Here is a 19,513-nt window from a genome sequence, read left to right as displayed (position 1 = left end):
ATTTAGCCTAGTTCTTCGGTCGAAGACGCGGCGATTTCCTCGTCACGAAGACGGTGAATATGGGCGATATAGTACCGCATATGCGCGTTATCGACCGTGCGTTGTGCTTCGGATTTCCAGGCATCGTATGCGCTGGCATAATCGGGGAACATTCCGACGATGTTGATGTCGTTCACGTCTTTGAATACGTTTTTGCTCGGGTCGATAAGCTCGCCCCCGAAAACCAAGTGCAGGCGTTGTGTCATGATGTCCTCGATATGCGTTTGCGATTTGTTGTGGCTATTCTAAGGGAGTTAGCAGCACGGGGGAAGGGCGTTAGCGCGGCGCAAGACGCAAGATTATGTCGCTTTGTATTCCTTCAGGGCCGGCGACCAACCCGTGCAAGAGCGGGCGAGCGTTGTTGAAATTGACGGCATCACCACGTTGATCGGTGACGATTGCCCCTGCACGCTCCGCGATCAAGCACCCGGCGGCGACGTCCCATTCCCATGTATCGCGAAGCGTAAGCATCAGGTCAAACCGTCCCTGCGCAACCAAACAGAGTCGATAAGCTAGCGAACTTCTGAGGTGAACATCAAGCTCTGGGACGCTTTCGTGCCAAAGGTGATCTGCCAGATTTACCTTTGTGGTGAGCGTGCTGGCGCCCTCGGTTTCTTTGCGCGCGCTAGCTAGAATTTTGGTGCCATTCAGCGTGGCATCCGTGTCTAATGCAGCACAATACAGACGGTCAAGCATCGGAAGGTAAACCACGGCCGCCGTGACTTTTCCGTTTTTTGCCAATGCAAGAGAGTGTGAAAACGTAGGTGCGCCGTTAATAAATGCGCGAGTGCCGTCGATTGGATCAACTATGAAAACGTGCTCATGGTCTAGCCTCTCGCGGGTGTCCTCTGTCTCTTCTGAGAGCCAGCCATAATCTGGCCGCGCTTCGAGTAACTCGGTGCGCAGCATCGTGTCGATTGCCAAGTCGGCCTCGGTTACTGGTCCCGCGCCGTCTGGCTTGTCCCAGACTTCGGGCTTCAGTCGCCAGAACTTTTTGGCAATTTCGCCGCTGGCCTTTGCGGCATCTTGAAGAAGCGCAAGATCATCCACCAGCGATTGTCATCCCCGATAGCAAAATAGATGGCACAACGCGCGAAAGATGTGTGCGGGCGTCATTTGCGGGCTGAATATCCAACAACATCTCGGTCAGGTTTCCCGCGATTGTGCATTCGTTGACGGGGAACTTTAGCTCGCCATTCTCGACCCAATAGCCCGACGCCCCGCGCGAGTAATCGCCGGTGTTGGCGTTGATGGAACTCCCAATCAGGGAAGTCACCAGAAGGCCTGTACCCATCTCGGCGAGTAGTTCCGCCTGAGTGGATTTTCCCTGTGTTAGGGTCACATTTCCAGCCGAAGGAGAGGGCGGCGAAGAAGTACCACGCGAGGCGCTCGCCGTGCTCTCCATTCCGAGGGCGCGCCCGTTCGCCAGATCGAGAGTCCAGCCCGTGAGGATGCCGTCGTCAATGATCGCGCGCTTTCGCGTACGAAGGCCTTCGCCATCAAACGGACGACTTCCTGAGACACGGGCACGATGCGGGTCTTCGAGAAGGGATAGCCCCTTGGGAAGGACCTGCTCGCCCAGCTTGTCGCGCAAGAAGCTTCCGCCACGAACGATTGCACTGCCGTTGATCGCGCCAAGCAAGTGCCCGATCAGAGTTCCGGAAATACGTTCTTCAAAAAGCACGGGGAAGAAACCCGTTTTGGGTTGCCGCGCTCCGATGCGATCAACTGCGCGTTGTCCTGCGATTTGTCCGATGTGCTCTGGGCTTTCGAGATCTGCGAAGTATGTACGCCCGTCGCCATAGTAATCGCGCTCCATATCAGCGCCTGACCCCGAAATCGCGACCGTCGAGAGGGAATATCCCGTGCGTGCATATCCGCCGGTAAACCCGTTGCTTGTGGCAAGGTGAATACGGCGATTTCCATATCCTGCGGAGGTTGCTTGAACCTGACTCACTCCTTGCACGTTGAGCGCGGCTGCTTCTGCTCGTTGGGCGAGTTCCTGAAGCATCTCAGGGCTGGGTGGTGTCGAGGGATCGTTCATATCCAGCGCCTCGATATCCCATTCCTTGGCCAGTTGTTCTGGGGTCGCTAGGCCGATATGCGGGTCTATCGGGGCTTCTTTGGCCATTGCAACTGCGCGCTGGGCCATTTCGGCGATCGTTGAACTACGGGTGTCGCTTGCCGAAACGCAGGCTTGTTTCTGGCCAATCAGGACGCGAAGGCCAATCTCGACCCCTTCAGAGCTTTCGGCATGTTCTAGCGCGCCCTTCAACACATCAATTGACGCAGAGGTCCCCTCAACCGCGATTGCATCTGCGCCGTCGGCACCTGCTTTCTTGGCCTCATGGAGGAGAGCTTCGGTGAATTGTGCAAGATCAGCGGTAGGGGTGGCGTTGGACTGGCTCATCGTGGCTCACTTTCTCGGACTGTTCTTCTTGAGGTAGCCTTGCTCTGCTGTCGACGCAAGTGCAACCCATGAAAAAGGCCGCTGCGGATGATCCGAGCGGCCCAATTCCTGTATATTCAACGATTACTTGATCCGTTGATCGTTCGCTAGAATAGAACCGTCTTCTTTGACTTCGATTGTGGAAACAAGCTCATCTTCGCCCGCACCAGCATTGGCAAAGAGGCCAATCATCATACGTGCGCCAAGCGCCTGATCCTGTGGAACGAAGCCCATTTCGACGAGCTTATCCAAAAGCGTGTTCCCGCCAACAAGTTTCAGGCTCACTTTACCTGCAGGGGCAGGCATTCCGGGGAATGTTGTGAGATCGTCGTTGTTGAACGTGAAGGCTCCCTCACCTGTAAGCTCCGCGCCAACCGCCGAAAGTTTAAGCTCTTCGAGGTTCACTTCGTGAAGTTCACCAGGGAATGAGTCTTCTGGGAGGTCTTCTGCGCCTTCGATGTCAAACAGGTTGAAATCGAGGTTCAGTTTGCTTGTCAGATCGACAATCAGCGTCATCGGATCATGCGGTAGCGCGTCTTGGGGATCGAACATGTTCCAGATCATTTCATCAAGCGCCAAGTCGGAAATCTTGAAGGAAATCTGCGCATCCGAAGGTGTGTCGGATTTGGCAACCGGGAACAGAATTTCGCCAGCTGTTTCGGCAACCGAATACGATACCGGAAGCGGCATTGCCGATGGAATGATTTGGATTTTCGTATCTTTAGAGCCCCATCTGCTGCCGACGGATTCATCGGACAGACCATAGTGGAACGAGCCCGTTGCGGTGCTTCCGGTCATTGTGAAACCGTCGGATTCATCGACGAGTTCAACGTCGTAGTTCGCTCCGCCGTGGCTTGCTGTTACTTCGCCTTGCAGACCAGCGGCCAATGCAGCGGGAAGATCCTGATAGTCGATGCCCTCAGGAACCGAGTAAGAGAATTTCTGTGAAACATCTTTGAGGCCAACGACGGCCTTGAGCATTTCTGCTTCGCTCTCTTGGCCTTGGAAATCTAGATCAAGATCGAGCGTCCTGGCATCAATTTGCCCCGATACTGTTTGAATCTCACCTTTTTTGATTGCATAGGCACCCGTAATACCAGCTGCGAGTGCTTTCGCGGTGGGCGTGATAGTAACGTCGCCGTCCTCAATTGCGTCAAGGCTCAAACCATAGCTGTTAGCTTTGAAATCATAGCTTGCCGAGGCGTCATCGCCACTTGCGATAATTTCCATACCATCGGTTGTCATCGAGAGAGTGATTTTAACGTCCTCGACCTCTGCGATGATCGGAAATTCTTCGGGAACGGTGATCGAAACAGTACCGTTATCGAGTTGTGTCAATGCAAAGGACAATCCGGAAACGACCAGCTTCTCGTCTTCCTCGAATTGCATGGTCATAACGATGTCGTCGATATTCAGCGTGTCACCGTCTTGGGTCTGGTTACCAACATCAAGCGTATAGCCCGAAGTCTTGTAAAACTCCTGTAGGTCGTTCCAGACTTGCTCGGTGGTTACATCAGCAATGGCTGTCCCACTGAGAAGGGCAGAAAAAATGGTTGCAGTGCCCAAGGGTTTGAAAAATGACATGACTGTCCCTTCGATTCAAAAAATATATTCGCAACATAGTGACCCGACAGAGATAAATGCGCAAGTGTCCGTGGGCCTTCCTCTGGGTATTACATTGGTCTAGTCTATGGGTAAAACAAGGGGTGTGAACATGAGCTTATCTGGAAAAACAGTTGTCATTACGGGCGCAAGCAAAGGCATAGGAGCTGCTGCTGCCTATGAGTTCGCGGATGCTGGCGCCAACGTCGTTCTGATGGCGCGTAGTGGCGAGGCGATCGCCGAGATTGCACGCAAAATCGGTGACAAGGCGCTAGCGGTTCCCTGTGACGTTAGTCGCTATGGCGAGGTTTCCGCAGGGATAGATGCTGCGCGCAAGGCGTTTGGAAGCGTCGATGTCCTGATTAACAACGCTGGCGTAATTGATCCGATTGGTCCGCTTGCTGAATCCGATCCAAAGGATTGGGGGCATTCGATCGATATTAACCTGAAGGGTGTCTACAATGGTATCCGTGCTGTTCTTCCGCAAATGCTGGCGGCGAAATCGGGGACGATATTGAACGTAAGCTCTGGAGCGGCGCACGGCCCCATGGAGGGGTGGAGCGCCTATTGCACTGGCAAAGCAGCCGTTGCGATGCTCACCCGCGCCACGCATCTTGAGGGATCTGAGGCTGGATTACGCGTTATGGGCCTTTCGCCCGGCACGGTTGCTACCGAGATGCAGGTCAAGATCAAGGCCAGCGGGATTAACCCCGTAAGCAAGCTTGAAGTGAGCGATCATATTCCAGCTGATTGGCCCGCCAAGGCATTGGTTTGGATGTGTTCCGCCGAAGCAGACCCACATTTGGGCCAAGAGATTTCTCTTCGGGATGAGGGTATTCGCACGGCAGTAGGCCTGCTGAATGATTGAAACTTCGAGCGCTAAAGACATATGGACGATTAGGATAAATCGGCCCGAGAAGGCGAATTCGCTCACGTCGGACATGCTCGAACAACTCATTGATGCGGTTTCCCGCGCCTCTGACGCGAAAGCCATGGTGATAACGGGCCGCGGTGACGTGTTCAGCGCGGGAGCCGATCTAAATGAAGCGCGGAGTGGTCTTGCGACCAGTCCACTCTGGGAAAAGCTCTCGCAAGCTGTAGCTGAGCATCGGGGGCTCACGATTTGCGCATTGAACGGAACGGTTGCGGGTGGCGCATTTGGCATGACGCTTGCGTGTGATCTGCGCGTTGCGGTTGCTTCGGCGGCTTTCTTTTATCCAGTGGTGAAGCACGGCTTTTTGCCGCAGCCATCTGATCCGAAACGTATGGAGAAGCTTATCGGTCCTGCGCGTACGAAACTGGTGTTCGTCGCAGGGCACAAGATAAACAGCCAGACGGCCTATGACTATGGACTGATCGATATGATCGTGGAGCCAGAGCAGCTTGATCCAACCGTTCAGGCGCTATGTGAAAGCGTGGGTTCGGCCAAGATAGAGACTGTTCACGCAATAAAGGCGATGTGCCCATGACGCATGAGAAAACTGCCTTGGTCATCGGTGCGGGACCTGCTGGCTTGATGGCCGCGGAGGCGCTCGCGGATGCCGGATTGCGCGTAACCATCGCTGAGGCAAAGCCCAGCCCTGCGCGCAAATTCCTTATGGCGGGAAAGTCTGGCCTGAACATCACCAAGAACGAAGCGAACGATGAATTCCGCGCGGCCTATGGGGGGTGTCCAACCGCCCTGAGTAACGCGCTGGATCGCTTCGGGCCAAACCAAGCAATGGAATGGGCAGAGGCGCTTGGGCAGGACATATTCACAGGCTCGACGGGGCGTGTGTTTCCAAAAGTGATGAAGGCCTCTCCTCTGTTGCGCGCATGGCTTGCACGCTTGAATGAGAAGGGCGTCACGCTCAATCGCGGCTGGAAATGGACGGGCTGGGATGGACCTGCTGCGCAATTTGGAGCGCACGGGAACGTGTCGGCGGATGTCACGGTCTTGGCTTGCGGAGGCGCGAGTTGGGCAAAGTTAGGCTCTGATGGGGCGTGGTCGGAGTTTATAGAGGCGCCCGTTGTGCCATTCAAACCCGCGAATATGGGGTTTGAGGTGTCTTGGTCGTCGCATATGGAAAAACACTTTGGGAGCCCGATTAAGCCGGTTGGAATGATCGTTTATGGAACGACCCATAGGGGCGAGATCGTCCTGTCGCGCGCTGGGCTCGAAGGTGGCGGGATCTATATGGTTTCGGCCATGCTGCGCGATGGGCGCGCGTTATCACTTGATCTGTTGCCTGATCTTTCGCTCAGTCAAGTCCAATCGCGACTTGCACGACCTCCGGGCAAGAACAGCATGTCAACTTATCTGCGCAAGGTTCTTGGCCTCTCGCCGGTCAAGATCGCATTGCTACAGGAATTTGTGCGGCCATTGCCCAAGGGGGCGGCGCTCGCGGAATTGGTAAAATCACTGCCTATTCCGCTTAAAGGGCCACGCCCGATGGATGAGGCGATTTCTACTGCTGGCGGCGTGGCGTTTAGCGCGATGAATGATGAATTGATGTTGCTGAACCGTCCAGGCGTATTCTGCGCGGGAGAGATGCTTGATTGGGAAGCGCCCACGGGTGGCTACCTTATCACGGCATCTCTCGCGACGGGAAAACTGGCAGGAGAGGCAGCCGCGCGCTGGGCGCAAAGCGGCTCTAACGCGGCATAATCCGTTGAAATGCTGGGCGGGCGCGCATCTCGGATACATACTCTCTGAAGCCTTTGTTCACGATCGGGAATTTTGCCCCGATTGCCCATCCTCCGCAATGCGCCGCGAGGATATCGGCGATGGTGAAGGTTTCGCCCATCAAGAACGGACCCGCGCCGAGACGTTCCATGAACCGTTCCTGTGAAACGATAAACTCAGCCTCAAGCTGCTCGCGGATTTCTGGCTCAAGGGTTTGAGGCGGACGCATGTAGTTATGTTTGGTGGCACCCCAAAGCACATGGTCCATTTCTTCGTTAATGAAATGCAGGTGCCCATCCATAATCCCGCGCTCAATGCTTCCTGCGGGCATGGTGCAAGCTTCGTGACGATCCGAGAGAAAACTCATGATCGCAACGGAATCCGTGAGGATCGTACCTTCCACGACCAGCGCGGGAATTTTGCCCACACTCGAAATCTCGCGGATTTGGTCGGATTGTGGCGCAGCCTCGATATGTTCATACGAAACGCCTAGTTCTTCGAGCAGCCATAGCACGCGGATAGCGCGACTGCGAAGCGATCCATATATTTTGTAGGTCATTAGCGTGCTCCTAGCATTGCGAGCCGAACCAAGGTGCGCTCAACCAGCGCCATCGTTGGGGCGCGGCTGGTGGAGCGAAGCTGAAGATCGGTGTCGGTCAACATTGTCAGCGCCACTTCGAGTCGCTGCGTTCCCCATTTTTGTGCTTGGCGGAGCATTTGCTCGCGGCGGGGGCCGAAAACGGGTGGGCGCAAACGGCCAATTCCTGCCGCAGGGCCGCCCGGATCGGCACAGGCGGCATGAAGCGTGCGGAAATGTCGGGTCGCGCCGATACAAAGCCCGACAGGTTGCACGCCCTGAGCCTCAAGCTTGCGCATAACGGGGCCGATTTCGGCGCTGCGGCCCTCGGCGACAATCCTGAGAATATCGTCGAGCGCAACCTCGGTCGAGGTTGGCGCACAGGCCGCAACGTCAAGGGATGTCGCGGGCGTGTCGCTGTTGAGCATATAGAGCGCAAGCTTCTCGAGCGTTTGGCGAAAATCACCTGGCCCGATTTCGCGAGAGAGAGCGGTCAGCGCTTCCATTGCATCGGATTCGATACGCGTTAGACCCGCTTTAGAGAGTTCAGCCTCGATTTCCGCGCGTGTCGGGGGATCGTCGTAAATGCCCGCTGCATAGGCATTGTTATGGCTCTCAAACAACTTGCGGAGCGACGAGCTGGCTTTGAGTTGCCCAGCAGTCACGATAACTTGGGCGTCGTCTGGCTGCCATTCAGGGAGCGCGGCGGCAAAGGCCTTGGAGATTGTGTCGGTTGCGCCCTCGACGAAAACAACGCGCGCGCCGGGAAAGAAGCTTTGGGCCTTCATGGCGTCCAAGAGTTGCGCGGGATCTTTGCGCAGATCACCCGCGGCGATTCTCGTAAGACGCATTTCGTCGTCACCGTTTGGACCGATCAGCGCGGCGATCACCTCTTGGCGCTTGAGCGCGACACGCATTGCGTCCGAGCCATAGATCAAAAGGCCAGTCCGTTTTGGATCGGGTTTGGCAAAATATCCATTGGCGTCGCGTGGCGATAATTTCACGGAAGGAAGCCTGTTGAGTCGATGATGAGTTGGTCCGAGATTTCGTTGCCAAGAACAACCATCAATCGGCGCAGAGCGTCTGCTCTTGCGGAACGGGTGCTGACTGTGTCGGAGGTTGCGCCGAAGCTGGTGAAGTTCTGTGCGGAACCTGTTGTCAGGATTTGCTGAGTATTCAGATCGCGCAGTGTAAAGTCGGCGGAGCCAGCCACATTATAGCGTGTGGTTTCTTGGGATTGCGTGATGGCGAGGGCCTCTACCCGCGTTTCGATGTCGACTGAGAGGCCAAACCGCGCATTCTGTGGGGCGCCTAGGCGGTCCTCAATTTGATTGGTGAGGTCGAATTCGTTCTTATCCTCGGGGGCGTCCACCAAAATCGACCCGCGCAAGGAATCCGCGCTGCCGCTGGGGCCGTATACTGGTTCAAAGCCACAGCCCGCAGTTAGGGCTATGGCTGAGAAACAGAAATTTCGGCGGTTAAGCAACGACATTCACGATCCGTCCCGGCACAACGATGACCTTCTTGGGGGGCTTGCCATCAAGAACCCTGATCACAGCTTCCTCTGCTAGGGCGAGCTTTTCAACATCCTCTTTCGACATATCCGCAGGAACGGAAATCTCGGCGCGGCGTTTTCCGTTCACCTGAATGGGAAGTGTTACCTTATCGTCCACCAACAGCGCGGGGTCGGCCTTGGGCCAAGGAGCCTGTGCAACCAGCCCTTCGCCGCCAAGCATCTGCCAGATGTCTTCGGCAAGGTGGGGTGTCATGGGTGACATGAGTTGCGCCATGGTTTTCAGAGCGTCACGACGTGCAGAAGTCGATGCCTTGGATTTGGCGATGGTGTTTGTGAATCCATAGAGCTGCGCTACGGAAGTGTTGAAAGCAAAGCCGTCGATGCCTGCTGTTATGGCTTCGATTGCCTTGTGTGTTGCGCGAAGGAGCGCCTCGTCGGAGCTGCCGTCGGCAGCCGCCTTCTCGTCGCTCTGGCGGTTTTCATCCGCCAGTCGCCAAACGCGAGCGAGGTGCTTGGCCGCGGCCTCGGCGCCTGCTGCGGTCCATTCGACATCGCGTTCGGGGGGGCTATCAGACATGACGAACCAACGGGCAGTATCTGCGCCAAAGTTGGTGATAATGTCGTCGGGGTCCACCACGTTCTTCTTGGACTTGGACATTTTCGCAGAGGGGATGATCTCTACTTCGGTGCCATCGGCCAGCCTGCCGTCAGTTACGTCCTCGGGCAGATGATATGTCTTGCGGCCTTGTGCATCGCGCGTTTGGTAGATTTCGTGCGTTACCATGCCCTGAGTAAAGAGTGCGTTAAATGGCTCAACTGCGCTTTCAGGGAGGTGACCACAGATCTGCATCGCGCGCGCAAAGAAGCGGGCATACAGAAGGTGAAGGATTGCGTGCTCGATTCCGCCGATGTATTGATCGACGTTCATCCAATAGGCGGCATCCTCAGGGTTCGTTGGCGTAGGCGAATTAGGCGATGTAAAGCGCGCGTAATACCACGAGCTGTCAACGAACGTGTCCATCGTATCCGTTTCACGCAGCGCATCGGCACCACACGAAGGACACGAGCAGTTACGCCAAGTCGGGTGACGATCCAACGGATTACCCGGTAGGTCAAAACTCACATCTTTAGGGAGTTCAATCGGCAGGTTCTCTTTCTTCTCTGGAACAACCCCGCAGGCATCACAATGCACCACAGGGATCGGGCAGCCCCAATAGCGCTGGCGGCTGAGGCCCCAATCGCGAAGACGGAACTTTGTAACACCTTTGCCGAGGCCTTTGCTCTCCATGTATTCGATGGTTGCGTCGATTGCTTCTTCGCCCGTTGCTTCGGTGAGGCCGGCGAAGTGGTCCACCCATTTAACCTTGTCGGTTTTGGGAGGCGTAAAGGCTGTGTTGCCGACGGGTGTTTCGTCACCAATCGCAAAGAACGTATCAGTGACAGGAAGACCGTACTTGCGAGAGAAGTCGAGATCGCGCTGATCATGTGCAGGACAGCCAAACACAGCACCCGTGCCGTAATCCATAAGGATAAAGTTCGCGACCCAAACAGGAAGCTCCTTGGAGGGATCAAGCGGGTGGCGGACCGTCAGGCCGGTGTCAAAGCCCTTCTTCTCGGCCTTTTCCATATCTGCTTCGGATGTGCCGAGGCTTCTGCATTCTGCGGTAAACTTGGCGAGGTCGGCGTTTTCGGCCTCAAGCGCGAGTGCAAGCGGGTGGTCGGCAGAGATACCAACGAAACTTGCGCCATTCAGTGTGTCTGGGCGGGTCGTGTAGACCTCAATGTTTTTGAGATCGCCGACGGGCGCGGTTAGGTCAAACGCAAATTGCAGACCGCGTGACTTGCCGATCCAGTTCGCCTGCATGATGCGAACTTTCTCTGGCCAATCGTCAAGGTCATCAAGTGCGCTCAGGAGTTCTTCGGCGTGATCGCTGATCTTAAAAAACCACTGCGTCAGGGATTTGCGCTCAACAGGTGCGTCCGAGCGCCATCCTTTACCGTCGATAACCTGCTCGTTCGCCAGAACGGTCATATCCACAGGGTCCCAGTTCACAACGGCTTCTTTGCGGTACACAAGACCCTTGTCCATGAAATCAATGAACATGCTTTGCTGTTGGCCGTAATATTCCGGATCACAGGTCGCAAATTCGCGGGACCAGTCAATTGACAGGCCCAATGGCTTCATCTGGGCGCGCATATCGGCGATGTTTTGATATGTCCAATCCGCCGGATGCCCGCCAATCGCCATCGCCGCGTTCTCGGCGGGCATACCGAAGGCGTCCCAGCCCATCGGGTGCAGAACCGAAAACCCGCAAGACGATTTATACCGCGCGACGACGTCGCCCATCGTATAGTTGCGCACGTGCCCCATGTGGATTCGTCCGGATGGATAGGGGAACATCTCGAGGACGTAGTACTTTTCCTTGGCGGGATCGCGCTGTGCGAGGAAAATCTCTGCCTCATCCCAAGCCTTTTGCCATTTGGGTTCGATTTCAGAGGCATTATAACGTGACATTTAGCGAGTCCTTTACATACAAACGCCGAGCTTTTTGCATCAAAGCAAGGCCCAGCGTGTGCGAATTAGAAATGTTGGGGCCAAAGACCCCAGTGTTAGAGTTTACTGTCGAGTTGACGGAGTTGACGGGCGCGCGTGAGAATCGCGTCTTCGACCGCCCGTGTGATTTCTGCGGACACTGCACGTCCACCACTCGATTGAAGGGCCAAGTTAAGAGAGCGCGCATCCAGCGCAGGGTCCTGAACATAAACTGCCGCACGATAGGACTGGCTACCGCCGGGAGGGGTGCCATAGCCGGTGATAAAGATGCCAGAGAATGGATCAACCTCTTGAACTGGAAGGAAATTCAGCACCTCAAGTGCTGCGTTCCAGATGTATTTGTTCACTTCAATCTGCGTGTTGGGGTCGCTTGAGTTTTCAAACAGATCCCAAATCGTAGAGGAGCGATCTTCTTCGTCCGTTATATAGGGGCGATTGTCACCGCCAGGATTTGAGTTGGACGAGCCACAGCCGGACACGCCCACAACAAGCATTGCCGCCAGAAAATATTTAAAAGTACGCATTGTCACCCTTTTGGTCGTCCCATTTCATACGTTGCAGATTTAGTAACCAACCGCCCGTGCCTGAGCAAGTTTTTTCCCGTTTTTCCCTTTTGGAGCAAGTCTTGCACATAGTAATGTTTGAACTTGGGCCATTGAGGGTGAAAATGAACTGTGGCAAACGTGCATCAACCTTCAAGGGTTTGTTCAACATTGCGACCATAAACTTGCAAATGAAGCGCCAAAGAGCGATTGAACAGCATACTCAATTCGGATTCCCCTGAATTGAGGTGACCTTTTAATCTCTATAAGGGAAAACGAAATGAAAAAACTTCTTATTGCTACGACTGCACTCGTTGCAACAGCTGGCGCAGCAGCAGCTGACATCTCCATCTCCGGTGACGGCCGCATGGGTTTGGTATACGGTCCTGAGCTTCAGTACGACCCAGCTACTGATACATTTTCGGTTGAAAACGAAACACGTATGAGCAGCCGCCTTCGTATCGCATTCAGCGCTTCCGGTGAAACAGATACAGGTCTTGCTTTCGGTGGTTCGGTTCGTGCCGACAATGCTGGTGGCGGCGCAGCTGGTACAGCTGGTTCCGTATTCATCTCCGGTGCATTCGGTAAGCTCTCCATGGGCGACGTAGACGGCGCTGCTAAAGCTGCTGTTGGCCAAGTTTCCGGCGTAGGTTACACAGGCATCGGCGACCTCAACGAGATCGCTTACATCAACTCCGGTACAGACTTTGATGATGACGGCTTCGCCGACACATTCTACCCTGTTCCATCCGCTCTTTATGAGTACAGCTTCGGCGACACAACATTCTACGCGGGTATCGGCCAAATTGGTCACCAGCTTGCTACTGCAAACGTAGCTGGCGTACCTGTCACAATCGAAGTAGGTCAGTCCTACTCGGTTGGTGTTAAATGGGCTGGTGCGAACGGTCTGACACTTGCTGGTGGTTACGAAATTACTGAAGACGTAAATGCCGATGGCAACGACGCGTCTGCATGGGCTTTCGGTGCTGACTGGACAAACGGTACATTCACCGTAAAAGGTCGTTACCACATGGGTGACTGGGCTGGTCTTGGCGACATCGACCAACTTGCATTGTCTGCTGACTGGACTTCCGGTGCGACAACTGTAACTGGTTACTACCGCGTTGTAGACTTCAAAGACGCTGACGCAAAAGAAGATGCGTTCGGTCTTGGTGCTGCATACGACCTCGGTGGCGGCGCAACAATCGCTGGTGGTATCGCAACTATCGGTGGCGACTTGTTTGATGACCGTGAAACATACGGTGACCTCGGCATCAAATTCAGCTTCTAATCCAATCGGATTGGTTTGAATTGGGAAGAGCGGGCTTCGGTCCGCTCTTTTCTTTTGAGACGGTTTGTGGCTGATTGGGGTGAAACCAAAAGGCCAAGATATGTCTCTGAATACTACACTCACCAAAATCCACGAATCCGCAGCGCTGGCTGGGCGGCAAGATGATTCCGTCAAACTGATCGCCGTGTCCAAGGTGCAGCCAATCGAGCGCGTCCGCGCCGTACTGGACCAAGGTCATCGGCTTTTTGGTGAAAACAAAGTGCAGGAAGCGGCCGCGAAATGGCCAGACCTACGCAAAGAATACGGCCCGATTGAAGTTCACCTTCTCGGCCCGCTACAATCCAACAAAACCCGCCAAGCGATGGAACTGTTTGATGCGATCCACTCCCTTGATCGCCCCAAGCTTGCCAATTCCATCGCTCGCATTGCACAAGAGTTGGGCCACTGCCCAAAACTCTTTGTCCAAATCAATACGGGCAACGAGCCGCAAAAGGCTGGCATATCCCCCTCAGAGGCAGACGCATTTATCCAAGAGTGCCGCGCATTAGAGCTGCCTGTGATTGGCCTTATGTGTATTCCGCCCGCCCAAGAGGACCCTGCTCCGCACTTTGATCTGTTATCAACAATCGCTGAGCGTAACGGCCTTGCAGAATTATCCATGGGCATGAGCGGAGATTTTGAGCAAGCTGTGGCCGCGGGCGCAACCTATGTGCGTGTTGGGTCGGCAATCTTCGGCGCCAGAGATTATGGCGCTACCAGCTCCGGATAATGATCCTGCTTTCGTGCTGCCAGCGGTTGAGAATCCAGCGTAAATCAGCGCGTGAAAACGCGATGCACCCTTCTGTCGGGTGTCGCGGTTTGCGCCATTGATGCACAAAAATAGCCGATCCCGCACCCGGCGTGGCATCGGGATAGTTATGATCAGTGTAGATCACCAAATCATAGAGCGGATCCCCGCGCCGCAGGGATTCGTGGCTAAATACATAGGACGGATCAGATAGGGGCTGGTTATAGTTCGGATCACTCGGATCGTCCGACCAGATATCTGATGGGCCAATTTGTGTGAGCGGAAATGGAACGTGTGGCGCCGTTCCACGGTCCGCACGATAGGCACCGCCAACCATTCGCATAACCTGAGTAGGGGTCGCGCCGTCGCCTTCTTTTTTCTGCGCAGAGAAGCCGCCTTTGCCAATAGAACAGGCGAAACGACGTCCCATAAACCGCGCTCCCCAGCGGGTCACGACGAGGTCGGTTGGCTTCATAGGATATGTCCGGATTTGGCGGCTTTGGTGGCAAGGTACGCGTGGTTGTGCGCGTTCTCTCCCACTTTCAACGGCACCCGATCTGCAACCTTGATGCCTGTCGCTTCCATCATATCGACCTTGGCGGGATTGTTCGTCATGAGGTTAACTGTGTGAAAGCCGAGCTGCTTTAATATTTCGGCCCCGATGCGGAAGTCGCGTTCGTCGTCCTCAAATCCGAGGCGGTGATTGGCCTGTACGGTATCGAACCCCTGATCCTGAAGGGAATAGGCCCGCATTTTATTGGCCAGTCCGATGCCGCGACCTTCCTGATTCAGGTAAAGCAGAATTCCGTTGCCATTCTCGCCCATCGCGGCGAGCGCTCCGCGAAGTTGCGGGCCGCAATCGCATTTCAGGCTTCCGATCAGATCACCGGTAAAGCAGGCAGAATGCAGTCGACAAAGCACCGGAGCGTTCCGATCTGGGCGTCCGATTTCAACGGCGTAATGCTCTTCGCCGCCGTCATCAGGTCGGAAAACGTGCAGACGGCCAGCCTCTGATACTTCGAGCGGGACACGGGCAGACGCGACAGAAGACAGCGGCGAGAGCGCGTGGATTGCCGCCTCTGCATCCTCAAGGGGGACAAGCGTAAGGTCGTTTTCGTAGGCAAATTTCGCGCCGTTCTGAATTGGCGCAATTGTAGCCGCAGGAAGCAATTGCGCGGCTTTAGCCAATGCAATCGAAGATTTGGCAATACAGCTCGCGCCATCGCGTTGCGTGTTGAGCGGGCCCTTCATCGGTACTTTCAGATCATCGGCGGGGTCGGCGATTGCGTGAATCCACTCTACCGATGCATCCGAAGGAATCCGTACGCGCGCCACATTCGAGTCGTATGCGCGCGCCTTGAGAGTTTCGGCGCGACGCGTGGTAATCGCGAGGATGAGCGGTACATCCAAACTTCTCAAATCGGTAAGGCGGCTGGGCGAGAGGGTCTCTGCCGCGCAAACAAGTGCGGCATCATCGCCCTTGGTCAATACAACAGCAGCGCCCATCCGTAGATCGGCGCGCGCGCGGGCTAGCCGCTCTGGGAGGGTTGGGGCAAAGGGCATCTTGTCCACTCTGTTACAGCATTCACTCGTTATGTAACCGTTTCATACCCGAATTGAAACAAAAGGCGGAAATTCCACACGTCACCGTGAGAATTTTCTACGTGCCCTTGTTTTGCCACGCCGTGACCAACAAATATTATCACAAGCAACGGAGGAAAGTTCATGGCTGCGCTCAAGAAAATACTACTTGTTGATGATGATGACGATCTGCGCGAAGCACTGTCCGAGCAGTTGGTCATGACCGAAGACTTCGACGTGTTTGAAGCGGATTCGGGTGCCACTGCAATGGCCAAGGCCAAAGAGGCGATCTATGACCTCGTAATCTTGGATGTTGGCCTGCCCGATACTGATGGTCGCGAGTTGTGTCGTTTGATGCGCAAACAGGGCGTTAAGTGTCCGGTGCTGATGCTCACGGGGCACGATAGTGACGCTGACACGATCCTTGGCCTTGATGCTGGTGCGAATGATTACGTGACCAAGCCGTTCAAATTCCCCGTCCTTCTGGCGCGGATCAGGGCGCAGTTGCGGCAGCACGAGCAAAGCGAAGATGCTGTTTTCCAGCTTGGGCCATATACGTTCAAGCCCGCGCAGAAGCTACTTGAAGATGAGGAAAACAAGAAGATCCGTCTGACCGAGAAAGAGACGAATATTCTCAAGTTCCTCTATCGGGCTACGGGCGGCGTTGTCGCGCGTGATGTATTATTGCACGAGGTATGGGGCTATAATGCTGGGGTTACGACCCACACGTTAGAGACACATATTTATCGTCTGCGGCAAAAGATCGAGCCTGATCCAAGCAACTCAAGGCTTCTTGTGACCGAGAGCGGTGGCTATCGACTCGCGTCTTAACGAATCCCGGCGACTGGGTAAGTCGCACCTCCCTGTCGACTTACCCGGGCCAAGCGCCCGGGTTTTTTTATGCAATCAGCGGAAGTACCTGATGCGATTTCAGACACGTGCGCGCACTTTCGAATTTGTTCCAGCTTTGCTCTAGTTCGGGGAACAGCTCCAACAGTTCGTGTTGTGTCTCGTCACTTAGCCCGCGGTAGGTTTCTGGACCTGGCAGGAAGCTCTCGGTTGCGAGGCCGTTGGCATAGATAACTTCGTGTCGATCGAAAAGAATATGGAAATAGGTCACGCCTTCGGTCGGGGCGTGGCGCAAGATGTTAGTATCGTTCAGCAAATGTTTGGCAGGTACAAGAACCTCGTTCGTGCCGAAATAAAGCTCTGCACGCCAACCGGTAAATAGAACGCGGTGCTGCGGCGAAACCATGAGATCCTGCGATGGTTGATCTGGTCCAAAGCAATTCTGCGCTAAACGCACTGGAACCAAGTTCGCCCGCGTGCGGAGTTGCTCTGCGGTGAAGGTTATTTGCCCGATCCAACGGATTGGCTGTTGTCCGTTATCTGCTGTTTCGACCAAATCACCAACAGACAGTTCCTCAACACGCTTCGTACCTTGTGCAGTCGTGATGAAAGTTCCAGACGCAAAACATGGCGGAGTGGCGTAATCCCCATAGGGAGTCTCGTTTGAGCCCGGACCTTCACCGGTATCGATGACAGTGAGCGGCACGCCGATGGGCGGGAAGCCCGCAACAGGGCCGATAAATGCCAATCCCTCAATGGTTCCGTAGGTGTTAGAGCCACCCGGTTCACGGAGGTTCAGGCCGACTACTTGGTAGGTATTTCCCTCAGGATCACGCACCGTGATGGAATATTCGGCCTCGACAATGGTGCCGCTCGCATAGAACTGACCACCATAGGTCGTACCGGCCGCAAGTGTTTGCGAGGTATCATTGTCCTCAAAATCCGGATCATTGTCGTTGATGTTTACAGTACTCCAGCTGTTGGAGTTCAACGTGATGGACGCGCCCATCAAATGGCTCCCGTCACCTTGAGTAATACCAGATAGGCTCTTGCCGTCCGAGACAGTGATACTTCCCGAAGGGAGGGTGTATAACGTTTCCATTGAAATGCCTGTTGTTCGCGCTCGGCTACTATTGAACGTATTTCTCTATATTATCTAAATAGACGAAAACGAAACGAAATTGAACCTATATCAAAGTCAGCCTCAATGATGAAAGCGCCCGTTTTGGGTGGTGATTCTGCGTGAGGGGGCATATCTTGGGTCCAAGCAATTCTAGGAGCGCATAATGGCCTTTACTCTTTGTACTTGGAACATCAACTCTGTTCGGCTTCGCGAACCTATAGTGTTGAAACTATTACAGGAACATGCGCCAGACGTGCTTTGTCTTCAGGAATGCAAGAGCCCTGTGGATAAGATTCCCGTCGAGGGGCTTCATGCATTGGGCTATACGCATATGGTTGCGAATGGGCAAAAGGGCTACAACGGCGTTGCGATTATCTCGCGCCTTCCGTTGGTGCAATCCGGAGCGCATGATTTCGCGAACCTCGGACACGCGCGCCACGTATCCGCGACGCTTGAGAACGGTGTGAATATTCACAACCACTATGTCCCTGCGGGCGGTGATGTTCCTGATCGTGAAGTGAACGAGAAATTTGGCCAGAAGCTGGATTACCTCGCCGATATGCGGGACGATTTCAGGGCAAATGCGCCCAAGAAATCCATTCTTGTCGGTGATTTGAACATTGCCCCGCGCGAAGATGACGTATGGGATCACAAGAAGCTCCTCAAAGTGGTGAGCCACACCCCGATCGAAGTCGAAAAGTTCGAAGAAACCCGCGAAGCAGGCGACTGGCATGATGTCACGCGCAACGATATTCCAGACGGGCGGCTTTATAGCTGGTGGAGTTATCGCGCCAAAGATTGGTCCGCCGCCGACAAGGGACGCCGCTTGGATCATATTTGGGCCACTGGTGATATTGCTAATTCAGGCCACAGCAGCCGCGTTTACCGCGACGCCCGTGGCTGGGAAAAGCCCAGCGACCATGCGCCGGTTTTCGCAACCTTTGACCTTTAGCACTCCAAGCCCCATATAGGGGAAAATGACCGAATTGGATGACGAACCATGCTTGAACTTGGACAGACCGAACCTACCGAAGAAGTGCTGGTAAAGGACTCTTCTGAAGCGACCTTTATGGAAGATGTGATCGAGGCCAGTCAGACTGTGCCAGTGATCGTCGATTTTTGGGCGCCTTGGTGCGGCCCATGCAAGACTTTGGGGCCGGCGCTTGAAGCGGCTGTGAACAAGGCCGAAGGCGCGGTCAAAATGGTTAAGATTGACGTTGATCAGAACCAAGGTATCTCTGCACAGCTGCGTATTCAGTCGATCCCGACCGTCTATGCGTTCTGGCAGGGGCAGCCTGTCGATGGCTTCCAAGGGGCGCTGCCACCGAGTGAAATTGACGCCTTCGTCACCCGCGTTGCGGATATGGGGCCCGGTGCGCCGGATGGTGGACTTGCAGATGCGGTTGAGGCCGCAGAGGCGATGTTTGAGGCCGAAGAATACGATGATGCCCTTCAGACGTTCGTAGCGATTACTGAAGAAGATCCAAAAAACGTCCCTTCGTTCGCTGGCATTATCAAATGCCACTTGGCATTGGGTGACGCGGATGAAGCCGAAGCTGTTCTGAATGGTATCCCCGCAGAGATTTCGACCGATCCCGCGATCGAAGCGGTGCGCGCCAAGATTGATCTTGCCAAACAAGCGGCAAACGCAGGACCAGAAGCCGAGCTAAAGGCAGCGGTTGAAGCCGATCCCGATAATCACCAAGCCCGATTTGATCTGGCAACCGCGCTTCATGCGGGGGGTGATACCGAAGGTGCGGTCGAGCAACTCCTAGAGTTGTTCCGCCGTGATCGCGAATGGAATGACGCCGCAGCCAAGTCGCAGTTGTTCACCATTTTCGATGCGCTCGAGGCCAAAGACCCGATTGCGCTGAACGGTCGGCGCAAATTATCGTCGATGATCTTTGTTTAACGGCGTTTTCGCTGTAGGCTGGTAGA

The 19,513-nt window shown here is 54.8% G+C and carries 20 protein-coding genes; 8 read left to right on the top strand and 12 right to left on the bottom strand.

The features are described from left to right. Nucleotides 1–2: 2 nt before the first annotated feature. From ACFE33_RS01135 to ACFE33_RS01120, 4 genes are all read right to left on the bottom strand, one after another. A complete protein-coding gene (locus ACFE33_RS01135; protein WP_380055773.1) occupies nucleotides 3–245 on the bottom strand; it encodes a DUF4170 domain-containing protein in 243 nt (80 codons plus the stop codon). Nucleotides 246–315: 70 nt separating this feature from the next. Beyond that, complete coding sequence (locus tag ACFE33_RS01130; RefSeq protein WP_380055770.1) at nucleotides 316–1,089, bottom strand: inositol monophosphatase family protein; 774 nt, start codon at nucleotides 1,087–1,089, stop codon at nucleotides 316–318. Next, complete coding sequence (locus tag ACFE33_RS01125; RefSeq protein WP_380055767.1) at nucleotides 1,082–2,449, bottom strand: TldD/PmbA family protein; 1,368 nt, start codon at nucleotides 2,447–2,449, stop codon at nucleotides 1,082–1,084. Before ACFE33_RS01125 ends, ACFE33_RS01130 begins: the two co-directional genes overlap by 8 nt. A 123-nt stretch (nucleotides 2,450–2,572) precedes the next feature. Then, the gene (locus tag ACFE33_RS01120) at nucleotides 2,573–4,072 is read right to left on the bottom strand and encodes a DUF2125 domain-containing protein (protein ID WP_380055765.1); all 1,500 of its coding nucleotides are present in this window, start codon (nucleotides 4,070–4,072) and stop codon (nucleotides 2,573–2,575) included. Between the two features lie 130 nt (nucleotides 4,073–4,202). Between ACFE33_RS01120 and ACFE33_RS01115 the strand changes: the two genes are divergently transcribed. Genes ACFE33_RS01115 through ACFE33_RS01105 form a run of 3 tightly spaced genes read left to right on the top strand, consistent with a single transcriptional unit; the run spans nucleotide 4,203 to nucleotide 6,737 of the window. Then, nucleotides 4,203–4,958: an SDR family oxidoreductase gene (locus ACFE33_RS01115; RefSeq protein WP_380055763.1), complete on the top strand. Its 756-nt coding sequence runs from the start codon at nucleotides 4,203–4,205 to the stop codon at nucleotides 4,956–4,958. After that, complete coding sequence (locus ACFE33_RS01110) at nucleotides 4,951–5,559, top strand: enoyl-CoA hydratase/isomerase family protein (RefSeq protein WP_380055760.1); 609 nt, start codon at nucleotides 4,951–4,953, stop codon at nucleotides 5,557–5,559. The genes ACFE33_RS01115 and ACFE33_RS01110 overlap by 8 nt, the downstream gene beginning before the upstream one ends. Then, nucleotides 5,556–6,737 (top strand): TIGR03862 family flavoprotein, encoded by a 1,182-nt coding sequence (locus ACFE33_RS01105; protein ID WP_380055757.1) that lies wholly within the window; start codon nucleotides 5,556–5,558, stop codon nucleotides 6,735–6,737. Before ACFE33_RS01110 ends, ACFE33_RS01105 begins: the two co-directional genes overlap by 4 nt. On the opposite strand, the gene ACFE33_RS01100 is transcribed toward ACFE33_RS01105, so the two are convergent. From ACFE33_RS01100 to ACFE33_RS01080, 5 genes are all read right to left on the bottom strand, one after another. Further along, the gene (locus tag ACFE33_RS01100) at nucleotides 6,724–7,314 is read right to left on the bottom strand and encodes a glutathione S-transferase family protein (RefSeq protein ID WP_380055754.1); all 591 of its coding nucleotides are present in this window, start codon (nucleotides 7,312–7,314) and stop codon (nucleotides 6,724–6,726) included. The two genes, ACFE33_RS01105 and ACFE33_RS01100, sit on opposite strands and share 14 nt — an antisense overlap. After that, complete coding sequence (gene holA, locus ACFE33_RS01095; protein WP_380055751.1) at nucleotides 7,314–8,336, bottom strand: DNA polymerase III subunit delta; 1,023 nt, start codon at nucleotides 8,334–8,336, stop codon at nucleotides 7,314–7,316. The genes ACFE33_RS01100 and holA overlap by 1 nt, the downstream gene beginning before the upstream one ends. Continuing rightward, a complete protein-coding gene (gene lptE, locus ACFE33_RS01090) occupies nucleotides 8,333–8,824 on the bottom strand; it encodes an LPS assembly lipoprotein LptE (protein WP_380055748.1) in 492 nt (163 codons plus the stop codon). Before lptE ends, holA begins: the two co-directional genes overlap by 4 nt. Further along, the gene (leuS, locus tag ACFE33_RS01085) at nucleotides 8,811–11,363 is read right to left on the bottom strand and encodes a leucine--tRNA ligase (protein WP_380055745.1); all 2,553 of its coding nucleotides are present in this window, start codon (nucleotides 11,361–11,363) and stop codon (nucleotides 8,811–8,813) included. Before leuS ends, lptE begins: the two co-directional genes overlap by 14 nt. 95 nt (nucleotides 11,364–11,458) lie before the next feature. Then, the gene (locus ACFE33_RS01080; protein WP_380055742.1) at nucleotides 11,459–11,926 is read right to left on the bottom strand and encodes a DUF3576 domain-containing protein; all 468 of its coding nucleotides are present in this window, start codon (nucleotides 11,924–11,926) and stop codon (nucleotides 11,459–11,461) included. A gap of 298 nt (nucleotides 11,927–12,224) precedes the next feature. Here ACFE33_RS01080 and ACFE33_RS01075 point away from each other — a divergent pair, with 298 nt between their 5' ends. Both ACFE33_RS01075 and ACFE33_RS01070 read left to right on the top strand, forming a co-directional pair. Then, entirely contained in the window at nucleotides 12,225–13,235 is a 1,011-nt protein-coding gene (locus tag ACFE33_RS01075; RefSeq protein WP_380055739.1) for a porin, read from the top strand. A gap of 100 nt (nucleotides 13,236–13,335) precedes the next feature. After that, nucleotides 13,336–14,004, top strand: coding sequence for a YggS family pyridoxal phosphate-dependent enzyme (locus ACFE33_RS01070; protein WP_380055737.1), 669 nt, complete (start codon nucleotides 13,336–13,338; stop codon nucleotides 14,002–14,004). Here the strand turns inward: ACFE33_RS01070 and ACFE33_RS01065 are convergent. Both ACFE33_RS01065 and ribA read right to left on the bottom strand, forming a co-directional pair. Continuing rightward, complete coding sequence (locus tag ACFE33_RS01065; RefSeq protein WP_380055735.1) at nucleotides 13,988–14,497, bottom strand: L,D-transpeptidase; 510 nt, start codon at nucleotides 14,495–14,497, stop codon at nucleotides 13,988–13,990. The genes ACFE33_RS01070 and ACFE33_RS01065 overlap by 17 nt on opposite strands. After that, nucleotides 14,494–15,585, bottom strand: coding sequence for a GTP cyclohydrolase II (ribA, locus tag ACFE33_RS01060; RefSeq protein WP_380055732.1), 1,092 nt, complete (start codon nucleotides 15,583–15,585; stop codon nucleotides 14,494–14,496). Before ribA ends, ACFE33_RS01065 begins: the two co-directional genes overlap by 4 nt. Before the next feature lie 162 nt (nucleotides 15,586–15,747). Between ribA and ACFE33_RS01055 the strand changes: the two genes are divergently transcribed. Next, nucleotides 15,748–16,434, top strand: coding sequence for a response regulator transcription factor (locus tag ACFE33_RS01055; RefSeq protein WP_380055729.1), 687 nt, complete (start codon nucleotides 15,748–15,750; stop codon nucleotides 16,432–16,434). Between the two features lie 67 nt (nucleotides 16,435–16,501). On the opposite strand, the gene ACFE33_RS01050 is transcribed toward ACFE33_RS01055, so the two are convergent. Continuing rightward, nucleotides 16,502–17,554: a Hint domain-containing protein gene (locus tag ACFE33_RS01050; RefSeq protein WP_380055727.1), complete on the bottom strand. Its 1,053-nt coding sequence runs from the start codon at nucleotides 17,552–17,554 to the stop codon at nucleotides 16,502–16,504. Between the two features lie 184 nt (nucleotides 17,555–17,738). Between ACFE33_RS01050 and ACFE33_RS01045 the strand changes: the two genes are divergently transcribed. Together ACFE33_RS01045 and ACFE33_RS01040 are read left to right on the top strand one after the other, a co-directional pair. Next, nucleotides 17,739–18,527 (top strand): exodeoxyribonuclease III, encoded by a 789-nt coding sequence (locus tag ACFE33_RS01045; protein WP_380055725.1) that lies wholly within the window; start codon nucleotides 17,739–17,741, stop codon nucleotides 18,525–18,527. A gap of 48 nt (nucleotides 18,528–18,575) precedes the next feature. After that, nucleotides 18,576–19,487, top strand: a complete 912-nt coding sequence (locus ACFE33_RS01040) for a tetratricopeptide repeat protein (RefSeq protein WP_380055723.1) — start codon at nucleotides 18,576–18,578, stop codon at nucleotides 19,485–19,487. The last annotated feature ends 26 nt before the right edge of the window (nucleotides 19,488–19,513 follow it).

It is taken from the genome of Falsihalocynthiibacter sp. SS001 (genome assembly GCF_042445055.1).
Lineage (GTDB): Bacteria > Pseudomonadota > Alphaproteobacteria > Rhodobacterales > Rhodobacteraceae > Falsihalocynthiibacter.
Note: the sequence above shows the minus strand (reverse complement) of the source record. Positions and strands in the feature narration are given on the sequence as shown.

Bases quoted from the DNA above. Each gene is read 5' to 3' on its own strand.
- ACFE33_RS01135 (WP_380055773.1), bottom strand. From the start codon at position 245: ATGACACAACGCCTGCACTTGGTTTTCGGGGGCGAGCTTATCGACCCG.
- ACFE33_RS01125 (WP_380055767.1), bottom strand. From the start codon at position 2,449: ATGAGCCAGTCCAACGCCACCCCTACCGCTGATCTTGCACAATTCACC.
- ACFE33_RS01120 (WP_380055765.1), bottom strand. From the start codon at position 4,072: ATGTCATTTTTCAAACCCTTGGGCACTGCAACCATTTTTTCTGCCCTT.
- ACFE33_RS01115 (WP_380055763.1), top strand. From the start codon at position 4,203: ATGAGCTTATCTGGAAAAACAGTTGTCATTACGGGCGCAAGCAAAGGC.
- ACFE33_RS01110 (WP_380055760.1), top strand. From the start codon at position 4,951: ATGATTGAAACTTCGAGCGCTAAAGACATATGGACGATTAGGATAAAT.
- ACFE33_RS01105 (WP_380055757.1), top strand. From the start codon at position 5,556: ATGACGCATGAGAAAACTGCCTTGGTCATCGGTGCGGGACCTGCTGGC.
- ACFE33_RS01100 (WP_380055754.1), bottom strand. From the start codon at position 7,314: ATGACCTACAAAATATATGGATCGCTTCGCAGTCGCGCTATCCGCGTG.
- lptE (WP_380055748.1), bottom strand. From the start codon at position 8,824: ATGTCGTTGCTTAACCGCCGAAATTTCTGTTTCTCAGCCATAGCCCTA.
- leuS (WP_380055745.1), bottom strand. From the start codon at position 11,363: ATGTCACGTTATAATGCCTCTGAAATCGAACCCAAATGGCAAAAGGCT.
- ACFE33_RS01080 (WP_380055742.1), bottom strand. From the start codon at position 11,926: ATGCGTACTTTTAAATATTTTCTGGCGGCAATGCTTGTTGTGGGCGTG.
- ACFE33_RS01075 (WP_380055739.1), top strand. From the start codon at position 12,225: ATGAAAAAACTTCTTATTGCTACGACTGCACTCGTTGCAACAGCTGGC.
- ACFE33_RS01070 (WP_380055737.1), top strand. From the start codon at position 13,336: ATGTCTCTGAATACTACACTCACCAAAATCCACGAATCCGCAGCGCTG.
- ACFE33_RS01065 (WP_380055735.1), bottom strand. From the start codon at position 14,497: ATGAAGCCAACCGACCTCGTCGTGACCCGCTGGGGAGCGCGGTTTATG.
- ribA (WP_380055732.1), bottom strand. From the start codon at position 15,585: ATGCCCTTTGCCCCAACCCTCCCAGAGCGGCTAGCCCGCGCGCGCGCC.
- ACFE33_RS01055 (WP_380055729.1), top strand. From the start codon at position 15,748: ATGGCTGCGCTCAAGAAAATACTACTTGTTGATGATGATGACGATCTG.
- ACFE33_RS01050 (WP_380055727.1), bottom strand. From the start codon at position 17,554: ATGGAAACGTTATACACCCTCCCTTCGGGAAGTATCACTGTCTCGGAC.
- ACFE33_RS01045 (WP_380055725.1), top strand. From the start codon at position 17,739: ATGGCCTTTACTCTTTGTACTTGGAACATCAACTCTGTTCGGCTTCGC.
- ACFE33_RS01040 (WP_380055723.1), top strand. From the start codon at position 18,576: ATGCTTGAACTTGGACAGACCGAACCTACCGAAGAAGTGCTGGTAAAG.